Source organism: Streptomyces griseoruber (assembly GCF_001514205.1).
GTDB lineage: Bacteria > Actinomycetota > Actinomycetes > Streptomycetales > Streptomycetaceae > Streptomyces > Streptomyces griseoruber.
On sequence record NZ_KQ948780.1, the window covers coordinates 156422 to 179778 of the forward strand.

The window sequence follows — 23357 nt, forward strand, 5'->3', positions numbered from 1 at the left end:
CATGCCACGCACCTCCCCCGCCGTCGCCCTCGACGCTCTCCTCTCCGGGAACGAGCGATTCGTCGCGGGCGCACCCAGCCATCCCAACCAGGACGCCGCCCGCCGGGCCGAGCTCGCGCCCGGCCAGGAACCCTTCGCCGTCATCCTGGGGTGCTCGGACTCCCGGCTCGCCGCGGAGATCATCTTCGACCAGGGGCTGGGCGACCTCTTCGTCGTCCGGACCGCCGGGCATGTGCTCGGGGCGGAGGTGCTGGGCAGCGTGGAGTACGCCACGGCCGTGCTCGGCTGCCGCCTGGTCGTCGTCCTCGGGCACGACTCCTGCGGAGCCGTCGCGGCGGCCCGCGAAGCCGTGGCGAACGGACTGCCCTCGACCGGCTTCGTCCGGGACGTGGTCGAGCGGGTCACCCCCAGCGTGCTGGCCGCCCGTGCCGCCGGACTGACCTCCGACAGCGACATCGTCGACGAGCACATAAGGCACACCGTGCATCTGCTCCTCGACCGCTCCCGCACCCTCTCGGACCAGGTGGACACCGGGGACGTGGCGGTCGTGGGCATGGCGTACCGGCTCGCCGAGGGCAGCGCCTGCGTCCTGGTCTCCCGCGGGAACACCGGCACCCCGGTCCCGGCCGCGGGCGGCCACCAGGCCCCCTGAGGGGCGCGCTCCGGCGGGGACGCGTTCAGCCGCTGGACTTTGTGGCGGCCTCCGGCGCGCCCTCGGTCACCGCCCGGCCGTCGTCCCGGGCCAGCCGGTGCGGCCACCACACCTTCGGGCCCACATCCAGGAACAGCGCCGTGACCAGCACCGACCGTACGACGAAGGTGTCCAGGAGGACGCCCAGGGCGACGGCGAAGCCGATCTCGGCGAAGCCCACCATGGGGAGCGTGCCGAGGGCGGCGAAGGTGCCCGCGAGCACCAGGCCCGCGGAGGTGATGACCGAGCCCGTGGCGGCGAGGCCCGTCACCACGCCCGTGCGGGTGCCCTGGCGCAGCGCCTCCTCACGGATCCGGGTGGTCAGGAAGATGTTGTAGTCGATGCCGAGGGCCACCAGGAACACGAAGACGAACAGCGGGAAGTCGGTCGACTCACCCGCGTAGTCGAACACGTACCGGAAGGCCAGCGCGCTGATGCCGAGCGCCGCCGCGAAGGACAGGATCACCGTCCCGACCAGCAGCAGCGGGGCGACCAGGGCGCGCAGCAGACCGCACAGGATCAGCAGGACCACGCCCAGCACCAACGGGATGATCAGGATGTTGTCGTGGGTGGTGGCCCGGTCCGCGTCCAGCAGGGCCGCCGTTCCGCCGCCCACCCGCGCGTCGGCGTCGGGCACCGCGTGCACCGCGTCCCGGACCCGCTCCACCGTCTGTTTGGCGGCCTCGCTGTCGGACGGGGCGGTCATCGTCGCCTCGAACAGCACCCTGCCCTCGTGGAGGGGTTTCGTGCCCGGCGGCAGCCCGAGCGAGGTCGGCACGACCCCGTCCGTGGCGGCCACCGCCGCGCCCACCTGACGGGCCTGGGCCTGGTGGGAGACGATCACCAAGGGGTCGCCGCTGCCCGCCGGGAAGTACTTCTCGGACACCTCCTGGCCGGTGATCGAGTCCGGTTTCCCGGTGAAGGCGTCCGCGTTGCTGATGCCCTCCGCGCGCAGCTGGATGAGGCCCAGCGAGCACACCCCGAGGACGAGCGCGGTCACGATCCAGATCATGCGCGGGCGGTCGGCGATGCCCCGGCCGGTGCGGGCCCAGAACCCGCGCTCCGTCGGATCGGCGGAGCCGAAGTGGGGGATGGCCGGCCAGAAGATCCAGCGGCCGCAGATCACCAGCAGGGCCGGGAACAGGGTCATCATCGCGAGCAGCGCGACCGCCACGCCGATGGCCGCCACCGGTCCCAGACCGGCGGTGGAGTTCATCTCGGCGGCCGTCAGGACCAGCATGCTCAGCACCACCGTGGCGCCCGAGGCCAGCACCGCCGGGCCCGCCCGGTGCAGGGCCAGGGTCATCGCCTCGTGGCGGTCCTCGTGACGGCGCAACTCCTCCCGGTAGCGGGCCACGAGCAGCAGGGCGTAGTCCGTCCCGGCGCCGAAGACGAGGACCGTGAGAATGCCGGCGCTCTGACCGTTCACGGTCAGGCCCGCGTAGTGGGCCAGGAAGTAGATCAGCGCCTGCGCCGTGAACAGCGCGACCACCACACCGATCAGCGGGACCAGCAGCAGGGTCGGACTGCGGTAGGTGATCAGGAGCATCACGATGACGACTCCCATGGCCGCCACCAGCAGCGTGGAGTCGATGCCCTCGAAGGCCTTGGCGAAGTCCGCGGAGGTGCCGCCCGGACCGGTGATGTGCACGGCCAGCCCCGCGCCGCCCCTGCCGACGACGTCACGGATGGAGTCGACGGCCGGCGAGATCCGTGACCAGCCCTTCTCGTCCATGGTGATCGGCACGTGGATCTGCGCGGCGCGCGGATCCACCGGACGGTCGTACACCGGCCCCCGCGTCTCGGCCCCCCGGATCCCATGGTCCGTGAGCCGCCTGAGCTGCACCGTGTCCGCCGCGATCCGCGCCCGGTCCCCTGCCGTCAGCCCGTCGTCCCGGGCGTACACCACGATCGCCGGGATCTGCTCCGGCCGGAACCCCTTCGAGATCTCCAGCACCTGGGTCGACTCGGCCGACCCCGGCAGCCAGGACGCCGCGTCGTTGTCCTGGGCCCCGGTGAGCTTGGAGGCGAACGGCGCCATCAGGAACAGCACGATCAGCCACAGGATGAGGACCACCCACTTGGCCCGCCGCCCACAGACAAGATGCGCGGTGGCTCTCATACCGACCCCCGTTGGTGAGGGGCGCGCGGAACTGCGCGACCGGCCGCACACGACCGCCGGTCGACGGACGGCCCGCGCCACGAGGGACCGGCGTTCCAGCACGGCGCAGCGCATGGCAGGCTTGGGGCATGGCCGCGCAGATCAACCCCAGCATTCTGTCCGCCGACTTCGCCCGCCTCGCGGACGAGGCGAAGGCGGTCGAAGGAGCCGACTGGCTCCACGTCGACGTCATGGACAACCATTTCGTCCCGAACCTCACGCTCGGTGTGCCGGTCGTAGAGTCCCTGGCCCGTGCGACGGACACTCCGCTGGACTGCCATCTGATGATCGAGGACCCCGATCGCTGGGCCCCGCGGTACGTCGAGGCGGGTGCCTCGTCCGTCACCTTCCATGTCGAGGCGGCCGCCGCGCCGGTGCGACTCGCCCGCGAGATCCGTGCGAAGGGTGCCCGTGCCTCCATGGCGCTCAAGCCCGCGACGCCCATCGAGCCGTACGAGGACCTGCTGCCCGAACTCGACATGCTGCTGATCATGACGGTCGAGCCGGGCTTCGGGGGCCAGGCGTTCCTCGACATCATGCTCCCGAAGATCCGCCGCACCCGCGAGTTGATCAGCAAGCACGGCCTCGAGCTGTGGCTCCAGGTCGACGGCGGCGTCTCGGCCTCGACGATCGAGCGGTGCGCGGAGGCCGGCGCGGACGTGTTCGTCGCCGGATCCGCGGTGTACGGCGCGGAGGACCCCGCCGAGGCGGTCCGCGCCCTGCGCGCCCAGGCGGAGGCGGAGACCGCGAAGGCGAGCTGGGCCTGCGCCCACTGAACCGGAGCCGAGCCGCAGGCGTCTGAACAGTGGGCCGGCACCGTACGTAGCCCACTGAACACGCGGCCCGTGCGGACACTGGGCCACAGGTACGTGAACGGCTCCCATCAGGGCTGATCAAGTGCGCCGGATCTGCAAGGATGAACGGCGTATCCAGAGTGTGAACAGCAGTGAGGAGATCGCCGTGTCGGGTATGTCGGCGGGCCGGTCAGCCATGCGGATGGGACCCGCAGAGCTGGTGCAGGCGGCGGCCATGGCCCGCCGCTTCTACCTCGAGGGCAAGTCCAAGATCCAGATCGCGGAGGAGTTCGGCGTCAGCCGCTTCAAGGTGGCCCGGGTCCTGGAGACCGCCCTCGAACGGGATCTCGTACGGATCGAGATCCGTGTGCCGGCCGAGCTGGACGCCGAGCGCTCCGACGCGCTCCGCGCCCGGTACGGCCTCAGGCACGCAGTGGTGGTCGAGTCGCCGGCGGAGGCCGAGGACTCGACCGACCCCGAGAACCTGGGAGAGGTGGCCGCCGACCTGCTCGGCGAGCTGGTGAACGAGGGGGACGTCCTGGGCCTGGCCTGGGGCCGCTCCACCATCCACATGGCGGCGGCCCTGGACCGGCTGCCGCCCTGCACGGTGGTGCAGCTGACGGGCGTGTACGACGCGGGGACCGCCGAGCGCGGCTCCGTCGAGGCCGTCCGCCGCGCCGCCCAGGTGTCCGGCGGCGACGCGCACCCCATCTACGCGCCGATGCTGCTGCCGGACGCGGCCACCGCGGCCGCGCTGCGCCACCAGACCGGGATCGCCCGGGCCTTCGAGTACTTCGACAAGGTCACGGTCGCCTGTGTCTCCATCGGCTCCTGGGAGCCCGGTATCTCGACGGTGCACGACATGCTCAGCGACGAGGAGCGGGCCCACTACGCCTCGCTCGGTGTCGCCGCCGAGATGTCCGCGCACCTCTTCGACGCCGAGGGCCGCCGGGTCGGACGGGACCTGGGCGAGCGGTGCATCACGGTCAAGACCGACCAGCTCCGCCGTGTCCCGGAGGTCGTGGCGATCGCGGGCGGGCAGCGCAAGGCGGCCGCGATCGACGCGGTGCTGCGGTCCGGACTCGTCACCAGCCTGGTCACGGACACCTCCGCGGCCGACTATCTGATGACGGCGGGACCGACGCCCAAGCCCGCCCTCAACCGGGCGGACCCGGACGGGATCTGAGAGAAGATCAGAAGGGGGCGGTCCTCTCGGCCGCCCCTTTCCGCAATCACGACTGTTCAGGACGGTGCCTGGATGACGGAGCACGTGCTCACGCTGGACCTCGACGGGGTCATGGACAAGGCGGCCCTGATGGACCGCTGTGTACGGGACCTCGAACTGCCCGACTGGTTCGGCCGCAACTGGGACGCCCTCGCCGACAGCCTCACCGACCTGCCGGAGGGACCCGAGTCCGGCCCGGTGCTGGTCGTCGTGCGGAACTGGCAGTCGTACGCGAAGGCGCAGCCGGAGGAGTGGGAGATCGCGCAGGAGGTGTTCTCCTCGGCGGTGAACCACGTGCCCGCGCTCTCGGTGGTCCTCGCTCTCGGAGGATCCTCCTAACCGCCTCCGAGCTGCTTGGACGTTCTGTCCGGGCACCGCGTCACGGTCGTCATGGGACAATGAAGTACGTGCTCTTCCCCCTGGCTGACCTGTCAGGGGGTCACCTCTGAACGACCGGGATGTGCAGCACGTGCGTTTCCTCAACGACATCCAGCCCGCCTACGACCTCACCTACGACGATGTCTTCATGGTGCCGAGCCGCAGCGCGGTCGGGTCGCGGCAGGGGGTGGACCTCTCCTCCCCGGACGGCACGGGCACCACGATCCCGCTGGTCGTCGCCAACATGACGGCCGTCGCCGGACGCCGGATGGCCGAGACGATGGCGCGGCGCGGCGGACTCGTCGTGATCCCGCAGGACATCCCGAACGACGTGGTCACCGATGTGATCACCTGGGTCAAGAGCCGGCATCTGGTGCTGGACACGCCGATCGTGCTCGCCCCGCACCAGACCGTCGCGGACGCCCTCGCGCTGCTGCCCAAGCGCGCGCACAACGCGGGCGTCGTCGTCGACGGGGACTCCCGGCCGGTCGGTGTCGTCACCGACCAGGACCTCAGCGGCGTCGACCGCTTCACCCAGCTCGAGGTCGTCATGTCCCGCGACCTGCTGCTCCTCGACGCCGGCATCGACCCCCGCGAGGCCTTCAACATCCTCGACGCGGCCAACCGGCGGTACGCGCCCGCCGTGGACGAGGACGGCCGGCTCGCCGGCATCCTCACCCGCAAGGGCGCCCTGCGCGCCACGCTGTACACGCCGGCCGTCGACGCGCACGGCAGGCTGCGCATCGCCGCCGCCGTCGGGATCAACGGCGATGTCGCGGGCAAGGCGAAGGAACTGCTCGACGCGGGGGTCGACACGCTCGTCATCGACACCGCGCACGGCCACCAGGAGTCGATGATCAGCGCGATCCGCACGGTGCGCGCGCTCGACCCGCAGGTGCCGATCGCGGCGGGCAACATCGTCTCCGCCGAGGGCGTCAAGGACCTGATCGAGGCGGGCGCGGACATCATCAAGGTCGGCGTCGGCCCCGGCGCCATGTGCACCACCCGGATGATGACCGGCGTGGGCCGGCCGCAGTTCTCGGCGGTGCTGGAGTGTGCCGCCGAGGCGAGGAAGTACGGCAAGCACGTGTGGGCCGACGGCGGTGTCCGGCACCCCCGTGACGTTGCCATGGCGCTGGCCGCCGGTGCGTCCAATGTGATGATCGGGTCGTGGTTCGCGGGGACGTACGAGTCGCCGGGCGACCTTCAGCACGACGCCAACGGGCGCCCGTACAAGGAGTCCTTCGGGATGGCCTCGGCGCGGGCCGTGCGCAACCGCACGGCGGAGGAGTCGGCCTACGACCGGGCCCGCAAGGCGCTGTTCGAGGAGGGCATCTCGACGTCGCGGATGTTCCTCGACGCGGCTCGGCCGGGGGTGGAGGACCTGGTCGACTCGATCATCGCGGGTGTGCGGTCGTCCTGCACCTACGCGGGTGCGGGCTCGCTCGAGGAGTTCGCCGAGAAGGCCGTCGTGGGCATCCAGAGCGCGGCCGGTTACGCGGAGGGGAAGCCGCTGCACGCCAGCTGGTAGAGCCCCACAGCAACAAAAGTGCACCTTGGTGCCGTGAACGCAATGATCTTGCGTGGGTGCGCAAGGTTGCATCATTACGACCGCTACCGCCCTGCTCATAGGGTCATGCGCTGTACGTGGCGTGGCAGGGACCCCGCTCGGTGGGTTCCCGCCCGCACCGGTCTCCGTCGTGCCGCCGGCAGCGACGAAGGAGTCAGCGCGTGCTCGACCAAGGCGCACCCCCGAAGGACCGCACCCAGGCCGCCCCTCCGTCCCCGGGGTTCGGTGCGCGGCTCATGCGGCGCAAACCCGTGGAACGGCTGGTCGCCGAGGGCGGCCAGGGTGAGGGAGGGGCGCTGCGGCGGTCCCTCGGGCTGTGGCAGCTCACCATGATCAGCATCGGCGCGACGCTCGGCACGGGCATCTTCGTCGTCCTCGGCGAGGCCGTGCCGAAGGCCGGACCGGCCGTCACCCTGTCCTTCGTGATCGCCGGTCTCACGGCGCTCTTCTCCGCCCTGTCCTACGCCGAGCTGGCCGGCACCATCCCGGTCGCCGGATCCTCGTACTCGTACGCGTACGCAACGATGGGTGAGCTGATCGCCTGGGTGTGCGGCTGGTGTCTGGTCCTGGAGTACGGCGTGTCGGTGGCCGCCGTGGCCGTCGGCTGGGGCGAGTACCTCAACGAGCTGCTCGACGGGACCATCGGCGTGACCATCCCGGACGCGCTGTCGGCGCCGCCGGGCGACGGGGGTGTGTTCAATCTGCCCGCCCTGATCGTCGTCCTGCTGGCCATGGCCTTTCTGCTGGGCGGGGCGCGGGAGTCGGCGCGGGCCAACACCGTGATGGTCGCCGTGAAGATCGCCGCGCTGGTGCTGTTCTGCGCCATCGGCGTGCAGGGCTTCCGCTCCGGCAACTACGCGCACTTCATGCCGCTGGGGATGGCGGGCGTCAGCGCGGCCGGGGCCACGCTGTTCTTCTCGTACATCGGCTTCGACGCCGCCTCCACCGCCGGCGAGGAGGCGAAGAACGCACAGCGCGACCTGCCGCGCGCGATCATGCTGTCGCTCGTCATCGTCACCGCGCTGTACGTGCTGGTGGCCGCCGTGGCCGTCGGCGCCCAGCCCTGGCGGCAGTTCGGGGACTCCGAGGCCGCGCTGGCGCAGATCATGCGCGACGTGACCGGGCAGTCCTTCTGGGCGACCCTGCTCGCCTTCTGTGCGGTCGTCGCCATCGCGAGCGTCGTGCTGACCGTGCTCTACGGCCAGACGCGCATCCTGTTCGCCATGTCCCGGGACGGGCTGGTGCCCAAGGTGTTCTCGCGCGTCCACCCGAGGACCGGCACCCCTCGCGCCAACACCCTCATCGTGTCCCTGTTCTGCGGTGTGCTCGCCGCCGCGATCCCGCTCGGCCAGCTGGCCGACGCCACCAGCATCGGCACGCTGTTCGCGTTCGCGCTGGTCAACGTGGCCGTCGTGGTGCTGCGCCGGACCCGGCCGGAGATGCCCCGCACCTTCCGGGTGCCGCTGTCGCCGGTGCTGCCCGCGCTGGGCCTCGCCTTCTGCGTCTGGATGATGGGCAGCCTGTCGGCCGTCACCTGGGTGGTCTTCGGTGTCTGGATGGCCGTCGGGCTCGTGGTCTACTTCGTGTACGGCCAACGCCGCTCCCGACTCGCCACACCCGCTCCGCTGGAGAAGTGAACCACCCACCGTGCTGAACGATCTCGACGAACGCATCGTGCACGCCCTCGCCGAGGACGCCCGCCGCTCCTACGCGGACATCGGGCACCTGGTCGGTCTGTCCGCGCCCGCCGTGAAGCGGCGCGTGGACCGGCTGCGGGCGACCGGCGCCATCACCGGCTTCACCGTGCGGGTGGACCCGGCGGCGCTCGGCTGGGAGACCGAGGGGTTCGTCGAGATCTACTGCCGGCGCAACACCTCGCCGGAGACCATCCAGCGGGGCCTGGAGCGCTACCAGGAGGTCGTGGCCGCCTCCACCGTCACCGGCGAGGCCGACGCGGTCGCGCAGGTCTTCGCCGCCGACATGCGCCACTTCGAGCGGGTTCTGGAGCGGATCGCGGGGGAGCCCTTCGTGGAACGCACCAAGTCGGTGCTGGTGCTGTCCCCCCTGCTGCGCCGGTTCTCGTCCGGTTCGCCCACCTGAGCGCTTCAGTCGGCCGTCTTGCGCGCCAGCGCGTTGTTGCCGATCGAGTTGTGGACGCTGAAGCTCACCGCGTCCGAGCGGTAGCGGTCGTCGGACCACTCCACGGGGCGGCCCTCGTGGGTCGTGGTGACCCGGCGGACCCGCAGCAGCGGGCTGGTGCGGCGGACGCCGAGGAGTTCCGCGTCCTGCGCGCCCGCCGCCACCGCGTCGATGACATGCTCGCCGTAGGCGAAGACCAGCCCGGTGTCGTCCAGCAGCCGCTGGGTCACCGAGGGGCAGTCCGGCTCGATCGGCTCGACGGCGGGGGAGATCCAGTCGGCGTACACGGTCCGCTCCAGCAGAACCGGCTCGCCGTCCAGCCCGCGCACCCGCAGGACGTGCAGCACCGGGGTGCCGAGGGGGAGCTGGAGGCGGACGGCGTCCTCGTGGCCGGCCGGCTGGTACTGCTGGGCCACCACCTGCCCGGTCGCCTCGCGGCCCATCGCCCGCGCCCACTCGGCGAAGCTGCGCAGTTCCGCGAAGCTCTGGCTGCGGCGGCTGGCCAGCACTACCCGCCGGGCGCCCTGGCGGGAGCCGATGAGCCCCTCGGCGGTCAGTGCCGCCACGGCCTGGCGGACCGTGCCGCGGGAGACTCCGTAGCGGGCCGCGAGGTCGGTCTCGGCGGGCAGCCGGGCACCCACCGTGTACTCCTCGCGGTCGATCGCCCGGCGCAGTGCGTCGGCGATCTCCTCGTGTCGGGCCGCCATGCTTCCCCTTCGCTCCAGCTGCTGTGCACAGCCTGACCAGCGTAGTCGACATCGAAACGTGAGGAGCGGCAGCCCGGAGTGTGCGCGAAATAAGGGATCAGGGTTTCACGGGAGTTTACCGGGGGGACATCAGCGGCGTGGTTACTGGGGCCAACTTGTTCAGACAAGTTCGCCCCGTCTCCTGATCTCCCGCACCCTCGCGCGTCCCCTGGAGAAGCCGTGACCGTGTCCCTGCCGAGAACCGCCGCCCTCGGTGTCATCGCCGCCCTCGCCCTGAGCGCCTGTGGCGCCGCCCCCGACGACTCCACCACCACCGCCGACGGCAAGAACGCCGCCACGGCCACCTCCGCCGCCGACTTCGGGGGCCTCGACGCCCTGGTGAAGGCGGCGAAGAAGGAGGGCAAGCTCAACGCCATCGCGCTGCCCCGCGACTGGGCCAACTACGGTGCCCTCATCGACGGCTTCGAGAAGAAGTACGGCATCAAGATTGCCGTCGAGAACCCGGACGGCTCCAGCCAGGACGAGATCAACGCCGTGACCTCCCGCAAGGGCCAGGACCGCGCGCCGGACGTCCTCGACCTCGGCAGCTCCTTCGCCCTGAGCGCCGCCCAGCAGGGGCTGCTCGCGCCGTACAAGGTCGCCTCGTACGCCGACATCCCCGAGGGGCAGAAGGACGCCCAGGCCCGCTGGTACAACGACTACGGCGGCTATATCTCCATCGGCTGCGACGCGGCGCGCGTCAAGACCTGTCCGACGACCTTCGCCGACCTGCTCAAGCCGCAGTACAAGGGCCAGGTCGCGCTCAACGGCAACCCCACCAAGTCCGGCTCCGCCTTCGGCGGCGTCTACGCGGCCGCCCTCGCCAGCGGCGGCTCCTTCGACGACATCCAGCCCGGCCTCGACTTCTTCGCCAAGCTGAAGAAGAACGGCAACTACACGCCCGTCGAGTCCACCCCGGCCACCGTCGAGAAGGGCGAGACCCCGATCAGCATCGACTGGGACTACCTCAACGCCGGGTACGCCGACGAGTTCAAGTCCAAGGGCGTCGACTGGAAGGTCGCCGTCCCGGCCGACGGCCAGTTCTCCCAGTTCTACTCCCAGGCGATCAACAAGGACGCCCCGCACCCGGCGGCCGCCCGCCTGTGGCAGGAGTACCTCTACAGCGCCGAGGGCCAGAACCTCTGGCTCAAGGGCTACGCCCGCCCGGTCCTGATGACCGCCCTGGAGAAGGCCGGCACCCTCGACAAGACGGCCGCCGCCAAGCTGCCCGAGGTCTCCGGCACGCCCGCCTTCCCGACCGAGGACCAGCAGAGCAAGGCCAAGACGGTGCTCGGCCAGGGCTGGGCGAAGGCCGTCTCCGGATGACGGCCACCGCCGTACGGGTCGACTCGGCGCCCGCCGCTGCGGTGAAGCGGCGGCGCCGGTCGCTCGGCTGGCTCGCGGTCGTCCCGCTGCTCGCCTTCACCGCGCTCGCCTTCGGGCTGCCCGCCCTGGCCATGCTCGACGGCGCGTTCACCGCCAAGGACCCGGCCACCGGCGCCACCTCCTACACCACCGGCAATCTGACGGCCTCGCTCCAGGGGGCGTACCTGACCGCCCTGCTCGGCAGCGTCAAGCTGTCGGCCGTCTCCGCCGCCCTCGGCGTCCTGCTCGGGCTGCCGCTCGCCCAGGCCGTCGTCACCTCCCGGTTCCGCGCCCTGCGCGAGGCCGTGCTCACCGCCTCCGGAGTGCTCGCCAACTTCGGCGGCGTCCCGCTGGCCTTCGCCTTCGTCGCCACCCTCGGCAACGCGGGCGTGCTCACCCGGCACCTGGGCCTGGCCGACCAGGGCTGGGACCTCTACAGCTTCTGGGGCCTGGTGATCGTCTATCTGTACTTCCTGATCCCGCTGATGGTCCTCACCATCACCCCGGCCCTGGAGGGCCTGCGCACCCAGTGGCGCGAGGCCGCCCAGAACAACGGCGCGACACCCGTGCAGTACTGGCGGCACGTGGCCCTGCCCGTGCTGCTGCCCTCGCTGCTCGGCGGGCTCGTGCTGCTCTTCGGCAGCGCCTTCGCCGCGTACGCCACCGCCGCCGCGATGGTCGGCAGCTCCATCCCGCTGGTCACCCTGCAGATCGCCGACGCCATCTCCGGCAACGTCCTGGTCGGCCAGGAGAACGTGGCGCTCGCCCTCAGCCTCGACATGGTCCTGGTCGCCGGTCTGGTCATGGCCGTGTACCTGCCCCTGCAACGGAGGAGCGCGCGATGGCTCGCCTGACCCTGTGGCGGTGGGGCGTCCTCGGCCTCGCCGGGCTGTACTTCCTGGTCCCGCTCGCCGCGTCCGTCGTCTTCACCGTCGACGTGCCCGGCCAGGGAGTCACCTTCGACGCCTACACCCAGATCTTCTCCACCGACGGCTTCACCTCCAGCCTGCTGCTCTCGCTGGAACTGGCCGCCGCCACCATCGCCGTCGTCCTGCTGCTGATGGTGCCCGCCATGGTCGCGCTGCGGCTCGGCGCGCCCCGGCTGCGGCCGGTCGTCGAAGTCGTGTGCTCGCTGCCGTTGGTCGTACCGCCGATCGCGTTCGTGGCCGGCATCGGGACCGTGCTCAAGTGGGGGCCGGAGCACCTCTCCCGCACCCCGCTGTTCCAGACCTTCGTGGCGATCCAGAACCCGGACTTCCCCTTCGTGCTGGTCCTCGCGTACGTCGTGATGGCGCTGCCGTTCGTGTACCGGGCCCTGGACGCCGGTCTGCGCGCCGTCGACGTCCGCACCCTCGTCGAGGCCGCCCGCAGCTGCGGCGCCGGCTGGCCGCAGGCGCTGGTCCAGGCCGTGCTGCCCAATCTGCGCGGGGCCCTGCTCAACGCCTCCTTCCTCACCCTGGCCCTGGTGCTCGGCGAGTTCACCGTGGCCCAGCTGCTGGGCTTCCAGCCGTTCGCCGTGTGGATCGTGAACGTCAGCGGCTCGCAGGCCCAGCTCTCCGTCGCCGTGTCCGTGCTCAGCCTGCTCGTGACATGGGTCCTGCTCCTCGCGCTCGCCGGTGCCGGCGGGCGTACCCGAACCGCATCCCGGGGATGAACCATGACCGTGACCGCGCCCGACACGACGGCGACGACCGCAGCCACCGTGGAATTCCGTGGCCTGCGCAGGGAGTTCGGGCCCACCGTCGCCCTCGACGGACTCGACCTGACCGTCCGCCCCGGTGAACTCCTCGCCCTGCTCGGCCCCTCCGGCTGCGGCAAGACCACCGCGCTGCGCATGCTCGCCGGGTTCGAACACCCCGACTCCGGCGAGGTGCTGATCGACGGCGAGGACGTCACCCGGGTCCCGGCCCACCGCCGCGACGCCGGGATGGTCTTCCAGTCGTACAGCCTCTTCCCGCACCTCGACGCGCTCGACAACGTGGCCTTCGGACTGCGCATGCGCAAGGTCCGCACCTCCGAACGGCGGGCGCGGGCGGCCGAGCTGCTGGAGCTGGTCGGTCTCGCCGACAAGGGCGGCCGGTTCCCGCACCAGCTCTCCGGCGGCCAGCAGCAGCGCGTCGCGCTGGCCCGCGCCCTCGCCCTGCGCCCCCGTGTGCTGCTCCTCGACGAGCCGCTGTCCGCGCTGGACGCCAAGGTCCGGCTGAGTCTGCGCGAGGAGATCCGCCGGCTCCAGCAGGACCTCGGCATCACCACCCTGTTCGTCACCCACGACCAGGAGGAGGCCCTGTCCATGGCGGACCGGGTCGCCGTGATGCACGCCGGACGGCTCGAACAGTGCGCGCCGCCCGCCGAGCTGTACGGCCGGCCCGCCACCGCCTTCGTCGCCGAGTTCGTCGGCACCATGAGCCGGATACCCGGACGGCTCGCCGACGGCGGCGTCGAGGTGCTCGGACAGCGGCTGCCCGTCGACGGACCCGTACCGGCCGGCCCGGACGTCGATGTGCTGGTGCGGCCGGAAGCGGTGGGCGTGCGCACCGACGGCGACGGATCCGCCCGCGTGGTCGCCACGTCCTTCCTGGGCGCCGCCGTCCGCGTCACCGTCCGGCTCGCCGACGGCACCGAGGTGAAGGCCGACCTGCCCGCACACGAGGCCGGCGGCCTCGGCGCCGGGACCGCCGTCACCGTGTCGCTCCCCGAGCGGCCGGTCCTGGTCGCCGCACGCACCCCCTGATCCCCGCACAGATCCCCCACGGATCCCCATGGAGTCCCCCACGGATTCCGTTCCCCCGCAGAAAGAGAGTGACCGTGTCCCGACTCCCGCTCCAGGCCGTCCTGTTCGACATGGACGGCACGCTCGTCGACACCGAGCGGCTGTGGTGGGAGGCGGTGGAACGGGTGGCCGGCCGGGCCCTGACCGAAGCGGACCAGCCGGAGGTGCTCGGCCGACCGGTGGAACACACCGCCGACTGGCTGGCCACGACCACGGGCCGGCCGGCCGCGGACCTCGCCGACACCCTCCACCGGGAGTTCGCCGACCGGGTGCGCACCGGCATCGTGCCCCGCCCCGGCGCGCTCGCCCTGCTCGACGCCCTGGCCCGCGACGGCGTGCCCACCGCCCTGGTCACCGCCTCCCCCCGCACCGTCGCCGACACCGTCCTCGCAGCGCTCGGCGCCCACCGCTTCGCGATCTCCGTGACCGCGGACGACACCGAGCACACCAAGCCCGCCCCCGACCCCTACCTCGCCGCCTGCCGCGCCCTCGGCGTCCACCCCTCGGCCTGCGTGGCCGTCGAGGACACCGAGACCGGTGTCGCCTCCGCCGAGGCGGCGGGCTGCGCCGTCCTCGCGGTGCCCTCGCTGGCCCCCGTCGGAGCCGCCCCCGGCCGGACCGTGCTGACCAGCCTGGAGGGCGTGACCCCCGAGCGGCTGCGCGCGCTGACCCCGCCCAGGCTGCGGGTCATGACCTGGAACCTCTGGTACGGCGGCACCAAGGTCCACGACCACCGGGCCAAGCAGCTCAAGGCCATCACCGAGGCCGAGGTGGACGTGGTCGGCCTCCAGGAGACGTACGGCACCGCCGCCGGGGAACTCGCCGAGGCGCTCGGCTGGCACCACCACCGGGCCGGGGAGAACCTCGGCGTGATCAGCCGCCACCCGATCACCGCCGTCCTCGGCGACCCGGACGTGGGCTTCTACGGGGCGGCCGGGGTCCGGCTCGACGTGGACGGCACCGAGGCCGACGTCTGGACGGTCCACCTCGACTACACGCCGTACGGCCCCTACGAGGCGGCCTTCGACGGGCTGCCGGCCGCCGAGCTGATCGCCCACGAGGAGGTGCGGCTCGCCCAGCTGCGGGACGCCCTGCGCCGGCTCGACCCGGCGGTGCCGGTCGTTCTCGTGGGCGACTTCAACAGTCCCTCCCACCTCGACTGGCCGGACGTGGCCTGGCCGGTGACCAGGGCGGCCGAGCGGGCGGGTCTCGCCGACTCCTACCGCGAGGCCCACCCCGACCCCGTACGGGAACCCGGACACACCTGGTCCCCGGTGCACGCCGAGCACGAGGACGGCAGCGGCCGCCCCGAGCCCCAGGACCGGATCGACTTCGTGCTCCACCGGGGCCTCACGGTCCTGGACTCACGGACGTACGTCACCGGCAGCCCCACCCCGTGGCCGGACGTCGAGGACAACGACTGGCCCTCCGACCACGCGGCGGTGATCACCACCTTCGCCGTCCCCGGAAACCGGCTGGGCAGCGGTCCGGACGGTGTCTAACATCGGTGGCATGACCTGGCGACATTGATCCACGACCGCCCCCGGCACCCGTCGGCTGACCGCCACGCTCTACGCGTACGCGTTCCTCGACGAGTTCGTGCTGCTCTACCCGGTGTACGCGCTGCTGTTCGCGGACACCGGGCTGTCCGTCGGCCAGATCTCCTCCCTGTTCGTCCTGTGGTCCCTCACCGGCGTCCTGCTGGAGGTCCCCTCCGGCGCCTGGGCCGACGCCGTCTCACGCCGTCTGCTGCTGTGGCTGGGCCCGCTGCTGGGCGGTGCCGGCTTCGCCCTGTGGGTGCTCTTCCCGTCCTACGGGGCCTTCGCCGCCGGATTCGTCCTGTGGGGCGTCCGCGGAGCACTGGGTTCCGGTGCGCTGGAGGCGCTGGTCTACGAGGAGCTGGAGCGGCTCGGCGCGGCCGACCGGTACGCGCGCGTGATGGGCCGCTCCCACGCGGCGGGCCAGGTGGCCGTGACGGCGGCGACGGGCCTGGCCGGACCGGTCCTCGCGGCCGGCGGCTACCCGGCGGTCGGCGCGGCGAGCGTGCTGGCCTGTCTGCTGTGCGCCGCGACGGCGACCCGCTTCCCCGAGCACCGGACCGCCCCGGACCACGGCGAGAGCTGGGCCGCGGCCCTGCGGGCCGGCCTCGGCGACGCCCGCCGCGACCGCTCGGTGCGGGGCGCCCTGCTGCTCGTCCCGGCCGTGGCGGCGGTGTGGGGCGCCCTCGACGAGTACACGCCCCTGCTGGTGCGGGACACCGGGGTGCCCGAGCCGGCCGTCCCGTACTTCCTCATGCTGCTCTGGGCCGGAGCCACCGCCGGCAGCCTGCTGACCGGCCCCGCCGAACGGCTCGGCCGGACCGGATTCGCCGCCCTGCTCACCGGCTCCGCGCTCGCCCTGGCCCTCGGCGCGCTCACCGGCAGCCCCGCCGGCATCGCCCTCGTCGCCCTGGCCTTCGGCGGCTTCCAGCTCGCGACCGTCGTCGCCGACGCCCGCCTCCAGCGGCGCATCGAGGGCACCGGCCGGGCCACCCTCACCTCCGTCGCGGGCCTCGGCACCGAGGTGCTGACGATCGGTGTCTACGGCGCGTACGGCGCCCTCGGTTCGACGTTCCCGCACGGCACGGTGTTCGCGCTGTGCGCGGTGCCGTACCTGGTGACGGCGGTGGGAGTGGCCCGGCGGAGGCGCCGGTGAGGGCGCGCAACGAATCGCCGCGCGGCGGTCGGCGTACGCAACGAATCGCTCCCGGGCGCGCAACGGCTTCTCCTTGTCCGGGCGGAGCGCCCGACCGTACCGTCTAGTAGGCCCCCGAAACGGTCCGGGCGGCCCCCCGACCCCCCTTCGCCCGGTGAGGATCCCGCATGCGCACAGCCCTGCTCCAGAGCTCCGGCCGCCCCGGCTCGGTCGTCGAGAACCTCAAGGTCCTCGACGAGGCCGCGGGCCGGGCCGCCGCCGCGGGCGCCGGGCTGCTGGTCGCGCCGGAGCTGTTCCTCACCGGCTACGCGATCGGCGCGGACATCGCGCGCCTCGCCGAGCCCGCCGACGGCGACTCCGCGGACGCGATCGCCGAGCTGGCCGCCCGGCACGGGGTCGCGGTCGCCTACGGCTACCCGGAGCGGTCCGGCGAGACGGTGTACAACGCGGCGCAGCTGATCTCCGCCGACGGCACCCGGCTCGCGAACTACCGCAAGACCCATCTCTTCGGCTGCTTCGAGCACGACCACTTCGTCCCGGGGGAGCGGGCGGTCGTCCAGGCCGAGCTGGGCGGGCTCACCGTCGGCCTCCTGATCTGCTACGACGTCGAGTTCCCGGAGAACGTCCGGGCCCACGCCCTGGCCGGCACGGACCTCCTGCTCGTCCCGACCGCGCAGATGCACCCGTTCCAGTTCGTCGCCGAGTCGATGATCCCGGTGCGCGCCTTCGAGAACCAGATGTACGTCGCCTACGTCAACCGGGTCGGCCGGGAGGGCGAGTTCGAGTTCGTCGGGCTCTCCACCCTCGCCGGCCCCGACGGGGTGGGCCGGGCCCGTGCCGGACGTGAGGAGCAACTGGTGTTCGCCGACGCCGACCCCGCGTTCCTCGCCGCGTCCCGCGAGGCCAACCCGTATCTGCGGGACCGGCGACCCGAGCTCTACGTCTGAGCCCCCCGCACTTCCCTGTCGTCCGTCGCACGCCGTAAGCCGCAAGGAGCCCCTACCCCATGACGTCCATGGTGCCCAACGCCGTCGAGCACACCGACGAGCCGCAGCAGCCCCCGATCACCATGTTCGGCCCGGACTTCCCGTACGCGTACGACGACTTCCTCGCGCACCCGGCCGGCCTCGGCCAGATACCGGCGACCGAGCACGGCACCGAGGTCGCGGTCATCGGCGGCGGGCTGTCGGGCATCGTGGCCGCGTACGAGCTGATGAAGATGGGCCTGAAGCCCGTCGTGTACGAGGCCGACCGGATCGGCGGGCGACTGCGGACCGTCGGCTTCGACGGCGCCGGTGCCGAGGGGCTCACCGCGGAGATGGGCGCGATGCGCTTCCCGCCCTCCTCCACGGCCCTCCAGCACTACATCGACCTGGTGGGGCTCGAGACCAGCCCCTTCCCCAACCCCCTTGCCGAGGCGACCCCTTCGACGGTCGTCGACCTCAAGGGCGAGTCCCACTACGCCGAGACGATCGACGACCTCCCGCAGGTCTACCGCGATGTCGCCGAGGCCTGGAACAAGTGCCTCGAGGAAGGCGCCGACTTCTCCGACATGAACCGCGCGATGCGCGAGCGGGACGTGCCGCGCATCCGCGAGATCTGGGCGAAGCTCGTCGAGAAGCTCGACAACCAGACCTTCTACGGCTTCCTCTGCGACTCCGAGGCCTTCAGGTCGTTCCGGCACCGGGAGATCTTCGGCCAGGTCGGCTTCGGCACCGGCGGCTGGGACACCGACTTCCCCAACTCCATCCTGGAGATCCTGCGCGTCGTCTACACCGAGGCCGACGACCACCACCGCGGTATCGTCGGCGGCTCCCAGCAGCTGCCGGTGCGCCTGTGGGAGCGCGAGCCGGAGAAGATCGTCCACTGGGCGTACGGCACCTCGCTGGCGAGCCTGCACGAGGGCGGCGAGCCCCGCCCGGCCGTGACCCGGCTGCACCGCACGGCCGGCCACCGGATCACGGTGACCGACGCGAAGGGCGACATCCGCACCTACCGGGCGGCGATCTTCACCGCCCAGTCCTGGATGCTGCTGTCGAAGATCGACTGCGACGACTCGCTGTTCCCGATCGACCACTGGACGGCGATCGAGCGCACCCACTACATGGAGTCCTCGAAGCTCTTCGTGCCCGTCGACCGGCCGTTCTGGCTGGACAAGGACGAGCGGACCGGCCGTGACGTCATGTCGATGACGCTCACCGACCGTATGACGCGCGGCACCTACCTCCTCGACGACGGTCCGGACAGGCCCGCCGTCATCTGCCTCTCCTACACCTGGTGCGACGACAGCCTGAAGTGGCTGCCGCTGTCCGCGAACGAGCGGATGGAGGTCATGCTGAAGTCGCTCGGCGAGATCTACCCCGACGTCGACATCAGGAAGCACGTCATCGGCAACCCGGTGACCGTCTCCTGGGAGAACGAGCCCTACTTCATGGGCGCGTTCAAGGCCAACCTGCCCGGCCACTACCGCTACCAGCGGCGCCTGTTCACCCACTTCATGCAGGACCGGCTGCCCGAGGAGAAGCGGGGCATCTTCCTCGCCGGCGACGACATCTCCTGGACGGCGGGCTGGGCCGAGGGGGCCGTCCAGACCGCGCTCAACGCGGTGTGGGGCGTGATGCACCACTTCGGCGGCGCGACCGACGCGGCCAACCCGGGCCCGGGTGACGTGTACGACGAGATCGCCCCGGTCGAGCTGCCGGAGGACTGAGGTCTCAGTCCCGCAGGGGCGTGAGCAGCATGCGCCCGGCGAAACCCACCGCCGTGTCGAGGCGCTCGGTGAACTCCTCGGCGACGTCGGGCAGCCGGCGCAGCGCCCACAGCGCCCGGGCCGCCGTCCAGGTGGCGTCCCGGGCCCGCTCCAGGCTCCAGGAGCCCAGCAGATGGGTGAGCGGATCGGCGATCTGGAGGAGGTCGGGGCCCGGCATCAGCTCCTCGCGGACGCGTTCCTCCAGCGCGACGAGCAGGTCACCCACGCGCTCGTACTCGTCCGCCAGATCGGCCGGTTCACAGCCGAGGTCGCGGCAGGCGTCGACGACGGCGAGCGCCAGGTCGTGCCCGATGTGCGCGTTGATGCCGGCGAGCGCGAACTGGAGCGGCCGTACGCCGGGATGGCGGCGCATCTGGAACAGCGGGCGCCAGCAGGCGGGCGGGCGCCGGTCGGCCTCGGCCGCGTCCACCGCGGCCAGATAGCGCTCCGCGAACCGCAGGTCCAGCGTGCGCGCGGCCCGCGCGTCCGGGAAACGGCCCGTGTCGATCCGCCGGTCGACCTCCTCGGTCACGGCGAGGTACACCCGGTTGAAGACCGCGATCCCGTCGGCGGCCGGCAGGGCCGCGTCCAGGGCCCGCATCCGGGCGATCACGTCGTGCACGGTCGCGTCGGGAGCCGGGTCGACGGCCCTGTCCGCAGGGGGGACGAGGACCGTGTCCAGGGGCGGGATGAACTGTTCCAATTGCGGCATGGGGGAAGGGTCGCAGCCCTGGGCCGCCCCGCGTGTCGGCGAGCCCGACGCTTCCCCGGAACGGGGGAACGGGGCCCGCCGCGCGGGAGGCGGGAGGGGGCCGGCAGGGCACCGGCCTCGCACCAGGACGGGCGCGACGAAGGACGCGCCGAACATCGCCACCACGTGCTGGGCGCCGAGCCCGACCGTGCGGGGCCGGGTGAGCCGCTCGTCGGGCGAACGGAAGGTGAGCGACCGCTTAGCGACCCCGTACGATGGTGTCGTTGCCTCATACATGCACAGGAGCCCCGCCCGTGACCGCCGAAGCCCCGATCGCCCCCGCCCTGTCGTACGGCCGGCTGATCCCCGTCACCGTCCACTTCGACGACCTGGACGCACTGGGCATGCTGCACAACGCCCGCTACCCGCTGCTGGTCGAGCGCGCGTGGACCGAGTTCTGGGAGGCGAACGGCGTCCGCTTCGAGGGTGACTGGGCGAGCGCCGGGGACGCCTGCAACGTGGTCAAGGAGCTGCTCATCGGCTACGACGCCCCGGTCACCCGCACCGGCACGTACGCCGTCCACCTCTGGCTGGAGCGGCTGGGCACCACCGGGCTGACGTACGGCTTCCGCTTCTGCTCGGCCGACGGGGGCGCGACGTACGCGCGCGGGACCCGGGTCCTCGTCCGGCTCGACGCGGCCACCCTGCGGCCGACGCCGTGGAGCGAGGGCTTCAGGGCCGCGGGTCGGGCACTGCTGCGGCCCGCGGACTGACCTTCGCACCGGTCCGCCCGCCGCCGCGCAGCACTCCCGCGAACACCGCGAGCCCGCACGCCAGCAGTGTCACCACGCCGAACGACACCACCAGGCTCGTCGCCTGAGCCACCCCGCCGATCAGGCTCGGGGCGATCAGCCCGGAGGTGTACGTGATCGTCGCGACGCCCGCGATGGCCTGACTGGGGTTAGGCCCGCTGTGCCCGGCCGCGGCGAAGCACAGCGGTACGACCACGGCGATCCCGAGGCCCATCAGCCCGAACCCGGCCATCGCCACCGCCGGATGCCCGGCGAACACGATCAGCAGCCCGCCCAGCGCGGCCAGCACCCCGCCCGCCCGCACGGTCCGCACCGCGCCGAAGCGGTTCACCGCCGCGTCGCCCACCAGCCGGGCCACCGCCATGGTCAGCATGAAGCCGGTCGTACAGGCCGCCGCGAGCCCGGCCGAGGTCTCCAGCTGATCGCGCAGATACACGGCCGACCAGTCCAGGCTCGCCCCCTCCGCGAACACCGCGCAGAAGCCGACCGCGCCGATCAGCAGGGCCGAGCGGGGCGGCAGTGCGAAGCGCGGCGGCGGCTCCTCGTCGTCCTGCGGGCGCAGGTCCGGCACCCAGCGGCAGGCCAGCAGACCGAGCGCGGTGAGAACGGCGGCCGCCAGCGCGTGGTGCACCCGCGCGTCCGCGCCCAGATGCGCCGCGAGCGTCCCGCCCGCCGAGCCGATCAGTGCCCCGGCGCTCCACATGCCGTGCAGCCCCGACATGATCGACTTCCCGAGCAGCCGTTCCACCTCCACGCCGAGCGCGTTCATCACCACGTCGGCCATGCCCGAGGTCGCGCCGTAGGCGAACATCGCCAGGCACAGGGTCGCCAGGTTCGGCGCGAGCGACGGCAGGGTCAGGGAGAGCGTCCACAGGGAGATCAGCAGGCCCAGGGCCGTCCGGGTGCCGAGGCTGTGCGCGATGCGGCCGGCCAGCGGCATCGAGCAGGATGCGCCGAACGCCGTGAAGGCGAGGGCGAACCCCAACTGGCCCGCGCTCACCCCCGCGTGGTCCTGGATCCACGGCACCCGGGTGGCGAAGGAGCCGGTCACCGCGCCGTGCACGGTGAACACGGCCGCCACGGCGTACCGGGCGCGCCGTACCTGGGACGGTGCGTGGACCACTTCGCTCATTCTTCCGCCCCTCCCGGCCGCGCACCGCTCCGGCGCGGTGCTGCCGTAAACTATCAGGAACCCTGCCTGATAAAAAGAGAGCGCTCTCGGACCGGCGCCCGTCCGGCCCGTGGGAGGATTCCCCGCATGCCCGCATCGCCGCGCACCGCCCGGGCCATCAACGACCGGCTGGCCCTGCAACTGCTCCAGGACGAAGGCCCGTTGACGGCGGGACGGCTGAAGGAACTCACCGGCCTGTCCCGGCCGACGGTCGCCGACCTCGTCGAACGCCTCACGGCCGCCGGGCTGATCGAGGTCGCCGGGGAGGCGGGGGAGCAGCGGCGCGGCCCGAACGCCAAGCTGTACGGCCTGGTCGCCGACCGCGCCCAGCTCGCCGCGCTCGACGTGCGCACCGAGGGGGTCGCCGTCCGTGTGTCCGACCTGGTGGGCCGGGTGCTGGCGGAGGCCTCCGCGCCGATCGCCGGCGACATCGGCACCGGTCCGGCCGTGGAGCAGGCGGTGACGCTCGTCGAGCGGACCGTGAAGGAGGCCGGCGCCGACCGGCTGCACACCGTCGGCATCGGCGCGCCCGGGCTGATCGACCCGGCCGGCGGAGAACTGCGCAACTCCATCGGTCTGCCCGAATGGCACCGCCGTCTGGTGGCGGCCCTTCAGGAACGCTTCCCGCACGCGCGCGTGAGCGTCGAGAACGAGACCAACCTCGCCGCCCTCGCCGAACAGCGGGAGGGTGCCGCCCGGGACCGGGACACCTTCGTCCTGCTCTGGCTCGGCCACGGCACCGGCGCCGCCGTCGTCCTCGATCGCACCCTGCGCCGCGGCGCCTCCGGCGGGACCGGAGAGATAGGTTTCCTTCCGGTCCCGGGCACGGGAGGGCTCCCCTCCGCCGCGGACTGCGAGGGAGGTTTCCATTCCCTGGCCGGCTCGGCGGCGATCACCGCACTGGCGGCGCGGCACGGGCTGACGGCCCGCGCGGAGGGCGAGGAGCCGTCCGGGGCCGCCGTGGTGCGGGAGGCTCTGGCGAAGGGCGCCCCGGAGGGATCGCCTCCCTTTCTCTTCCTCGACGCCCTCGCCGACCGCATCGCGATCGGGGTCGCCTCGGTCGTCGCCGTCCTCGACCCCGGGTGCGTGGTCCTCGCCGGCGAGATCGGTCAGGCGGGAGGGCCGGAGCTGGCCGGGCGGGTGGCCGAGCGGCTCCGGCGGATGACACCCCTGCCCACCGAGGTCCGGCCGAGCCTGCTCGGCGGCACGGCGGTCCTGCGCGGAGCGCTGCTCACCGCCAGGGAGTCCGCGCAGGGGGAACTCTTCGGGACACCTTGAGACGGCCGCCGCGGGCGGGCAGGCCCACCGTGCCTGCGCCCGCGGGCCGACCGATCCTCATGCACGCGGTGTCGGCCACCGAGCCCACGCACCTGTGCCGCTCACCGAGTCCTGCGCGCGCGT

General features: G+C 72.5%; 21 protein-coding genes. 17 read left to right on the top strand and 4 right to left on the bottom strand.

Annotated features, from left to right (window positions below; translation table 11 throughout):
* Position 1 precedes the first annotated feature (1 nt).
* Positions 2-652 carry a carbonic anhydrase gene (locus AQJ64_RS36050; protein ID WP_055638492.1) on the top strand — a complete coding sequence of 217 codons (651 nt, stop codon included), beginning with the start codon at positions 2-4 and terminating at the stop codon, positions 650-652.
* A 25-nt stretch (positions 653-677) separates the two neighbouring features.
* Here AQJ64_RS36050 and AQJ64_RS36055 read toward each other — a convergent pair whose 3' ends face one another.
* Complete coding sequence (locus AQJ64_RS36055) at positions 678-2813, bottom strand: MMPL family transporter (protein ID WP_055638493.1); 2136 nt, start codon at positions 2811-2813, stop codon at positions 678-680.
* A 128-nt stretch (positions 2814-2941) separates the two neighbouring features.
* Between AQJ64_RS36055 and rpe the strand changes: the two genes are divergently transcribed.
* The 6 genes from rpe to AQJ64_RS36085 all read left to right on the top strand — a co-directional run bounded on the left by rpe (position 2942) and on the right by AQJ64_RS36085 (position 8919).
* Positions 2942-3628 carry a ribulose-phosphate 3-epimerase gene (gene rpe / locus AQJ64_RS36060; RefSeq protein WP_055638494.1) on the top strand — a complete coding sequence of 229 codons (687 nt, stop codon included), beginning with the start codon at positions 2942-2944 and terminating at the stop codon, positions 3626-3628.
* A 160-nt stretch (positions 3629-3788) separates the two neighbouring features.
* Complete coding sequence (locus AQJ64_RS36065) at positions 3789-4832, top strand: sugar-binding transcriptional regulator (protein ID WP_055638495.1); 1044 nt, start codon at positions 3789-3791, stop codon at positions 4830-4832.
* Between the two features lie 72 nt (positions 4833-4904).
* Entirely contained in the window at positions 4905-5210 is a 306-nt protein-coding gene (locus AQJ64_RS36070; protein WP_055638496.1) for a barstar family protein, read from the top strand.
* 130 nt (positions 5211-5340) lie between these two features.
* Positions 5341-6780, top strand: coding sequence for a GuaB1 family IMP dehydrogenase-related protein (locus tag AQJ64_RS36075; RefSeq protein WP_055638505.1), 1440 nt, complete (start codon positions 5341-5343; stop codon positions 6778-6780).
* A gap of 200 nt (positions 6781-6980) precedes the next feature.
* Positions 6981-8456 (top strand): amino acid permease, encoded by a 1476-nt coding sequence (locus AQJ64_RS36080; protein WP_055638497.1) that lies wholly within the window; start codon positions 6981-6983, stop codon positions 8454-8456.
* Positions 8457-8466: 10 nt separating this feature from the next.
* Entirely contained in the window at positions 8467-8919 is a 453-nt protein-coding gene (locus AQJ64_RS36085; protein ID WP_055638498.1) for an Lrp/AsnC family transcriptional regulator, read from the top strand.
* Between the two features lie 5 nt (positions 8920-8924).
* On the opposite strand, the gene AQJ64_RS36090 is transcribed toward AQJ64_RS36085, so the two are convergent.
* Positions 8925-9665, bottom strand: a complete 741-nt coding sequence (locus tag AQJ64_RS36090) for a GntR family transcriptional regulator (RefSeq protein WP_055638499.1) — start codon at positions 9663-9665, stop codon at positions 8925-8927.
* Positions 9666-9884: 219 nt separating this feature from the next.
* On the opposite strand from AQJ64_RS36090, the gene AQJ64_RS36095 reads away from it, so the two are divergent.
* The 8 genes from AQJ64_RS36095 (at position 9885) to AQJ64_RS36130 (ending at position 19243) form a co-directional block, all read left to right on the top strand.
* Positions 9885-11030 (top strand): ABC transporter substrate-binding protein, encoded by a 1146-nt coding sequence (locus AQJ64_RS36095; RefSeq protein ID WP_055638500.1) that lies wholly within the window; start codon positions 9885-9887, stop codon positions 11028-11030.
* The gene (locus AQJ64_RS36100; protein ID WP_055638501.1) at positions 11027-11923 is read left to right on the top strand and encodes an ABC transporter permease; all 897 of its coding nucleotides are present in this window, start codon (positions 11027-11029) and stop codon (positions 11921-11923) included. The genes AQJ64_RS36095 and AQJ64_RS36100 overlap by 4 nt, the downstream gene beginning before the upstream one ends.
* Positions 11911-12723 (top strand): ABC transporter permease, encoded by an 813-nt coding sequence (locus AQJ64_RS36105; RefSeq protein WP_055638502.1) that lies wholly within the window; start codon positions 11911-11913, stop codon positions 12721-12723. Before AQJ64_RS36100 ends, AQJ64_RS36105 begins: the two co-directional genes overlap by 13 nt.
* Positions 12724-12726: 3 nt before the next feature.
* The gene (locus tag AQJ64_RS36110) at positions 12727-13800 is read left to right on the top strand and encodes an ABC transporter ATP-binding protein (protein WP_079062141.1); all 1074 of its coding nucleotides are present in this window, start codon (positions 12727-12729) and stop codon (positions 13798-13800) included.
* 74 nt (positions 13801-13874) lie between these two features.
* Positions 13875-15341, top strand: coding sequence for an HAD-IA family hydrolase (locus tag AQJ64_RS36115; RefSeq protein WP_055638507.1), 1467 nt, complete (start codon positions 13875-13877; stop codon positions 15339-15341).
* A 97-nt stretch (positions 15342-15438) separates the two neighbouring features.
* Positions 15439-16533, top strand: a complete 1095-nt coding sequence (locus AQJ64_RS36120; RefSeq protein WP_240512959.1) for an MFS transporter — start codon at positions 15439-15441, stop codon at positions 16531-16533.
* Positions 16534-16700: 167 nt separating this feature from the next.
* Positions 16701-17480 carry a carbon-nitrogen hydrolase family protein gene (locus AQJ64_RS36125; protein ID WP_059203333.1) on the top strand — a complete coding sequence of 260 codons (780 nt, stop codon included), beginning with the start codon at positions 16701-16703 and terminating at the stop codon, positions 17478-17480.
* 59 nt (positions 17481-17539) lie between these two features.
* A complete protein-coding gene (locus AQJ64_RS36130; RefSeq protein WP_059203334.1) occupies positions 17540-19243 on the top strand; it encodes a flavin monoamine oxidase family protein in 1704 nt (567 codons plus the stop codon).
* A gap of 4 nt (positions 19244-19247) precedes the next feature.
* Here the strand turns inward: AQJ64_RS36130 and AQJ64_RS36135 are convergent, their stop codons facing one another.
* Positions 19248-19994 (bottom strand): DUF5995 family protein, encoded by a 747-nt coding sequence (locus AQJ64_RS36135; RefSeq protein WP_079062142.1) that lies wholly within the window; start codon positions 19992-19994, stop codon positions 19248-19250.
* 293 nt (positions 19995-20287) lie between these two features.
* Between AQJ64_RS36135 and AQJ64_RS36140 the strand changes: the two genes are divergently transcribed.
* The gene (locus AQJ64_RS36140; RefSeq protein WP_055636913.1) at positions 20288-20746 is read left to right on the top strand and encodes an acyl-CoA thioesterase; all 459 of its coding nucleotides are present in this window, start codon (positions 20288-20290) and stop codon (positions 20744-20746) included.
* Here the strand turns inward: AQJ64_RS36140 and AQJ64_RS36145 are convergent.
* Positions 20706-21917, bottom strand: a complete 1212-nt coding sequence (locus AQJ64_RS36145) for an MFS transporter (protein ID WP_055636914.1) — start codon at positions 21915-21917, stop codon at positions 20706-20708. The two genes, AQJ64_RS36140 and AQJ64_RS36145, sit on opposite strands and share 41 nt — an antisense overlap.
* A gap of 126 nt (positions 21918-22043) precedes the next feature.
* Between AQJ64_RS36145 and AQJ64_RS36150 the strand changes: the two genes are divergently transcribed.
* A complete protein-coding gene (locus AQJ64_RS36150; protein ID WP_055636915.1) occupies positions 22044-23234 on the top strand; it encodes an ROK family transcriptional regulator in 1191 nt (396 codons plus the stop codon).
* Positions 23235-23357: the final 123 nt, after the last annotated feature.

What these genes read in the sequence shown, in the direction of transcription:
- AQJ64_RS36050 (WP_055638492.1), top strand. Translation starts at nt 2, where the DNA reads ATGCCACGCACCTCCCCCGCCGTCGCCCTCGACGCTCTCCTCTCCGGG.
- AQJ64_RS36055 (WP_055638493.1), bottom strand. Translation starts at nt 2,813, where the DNA reads ATGAGAGCCACCGCGCATCTTGTCTGTGGGCGGCGGGCCAAGTGGGTG.
- rpe (WP_055638494.1), top strand. Translation starts at nt 2,942, where the DNA reads ATGGCCGCGCAGATCAACCCCAGCATTCTGTCCGCCGACTTCGCCCGC.
- AQJ64_RS36070 (WP_055638496.1), top strand. Translation starts at nt 4,905, where the DNA reads ATGACGGAGCACGTGCTCACGCTGGACCTCGACGGGGTCATGGACAAG.
- AQJ64_RS36090 (WP_055638499.1), bottom strand. Translation starts at nt 9,665, where the DNA reads ATGGCGGCCCGACACGAGGAGATCGCCGACGCACTGCGCCGGGCGATC.
- AQJ64_RS36100 (WP_055638501.1), top strand. Translation starts at nt 11,027, where the DNA reads ATGACGGCCACCGCCGTACGGGTCGACTCGGCGCCCGCCGCTGCGGTG.
- AQJ64_RS36105 (WP_055638502.1), top strand. Translation starts at nt 11,911, where the DNA reads ATGGCTCGCCTGACCCTGTGGCGGTGGGGCGTCCTCGGCCTCGCCGGG.
- AQJ64_RS36110 (WP_079062141.1), top strand. Translation starts at nt 12,727, where the DNA reads ATGACCGTGACCGCGCCCGACACGACGGCGACGACCGCAGCCACCGTG.
- AQJ64_RS36125 (WP_059203333.1), top strand. Translation starts at nt 16,701, where the DNA reads ATGCGCACAGCCCTGCTCCAGAGCTCCGGCCGCCCCGGCTCGGTCGTC.
- AQJ64_RS36130 (WP_059203334.1), top strand. Translation starts at nt 17,540, where the DNA reads ATGACGTCCATGGTGCCCAACGCCGTCGAGCACACCGACGAGCCGCAG.
- AQJ64_RS36135 (WP_079062142.1), bottom strand. Translation starts at nt 19,994, where the DNA reads ATGCCGCAATTGGAACAGTTCATCCCGCCCCTGGACACGGTCCTCGTC.
- AQJ64_RS36145 (WP_055636914.1), bottom strand. Translation starts at nt 21,917, where the DNA reads ATGAGCGAAGTGGTCCACGCACCGTCCCAGGTACGGCGCGCCCGGTAC.
- AQJ64_RS36150 (WP_055636915.1), top strand. Translation starts at nt 22,044, where the DNA reads ATGCCCGCATCGCCGCGCACCGCCCGGGCCATCAACGACCGGCTGGCC.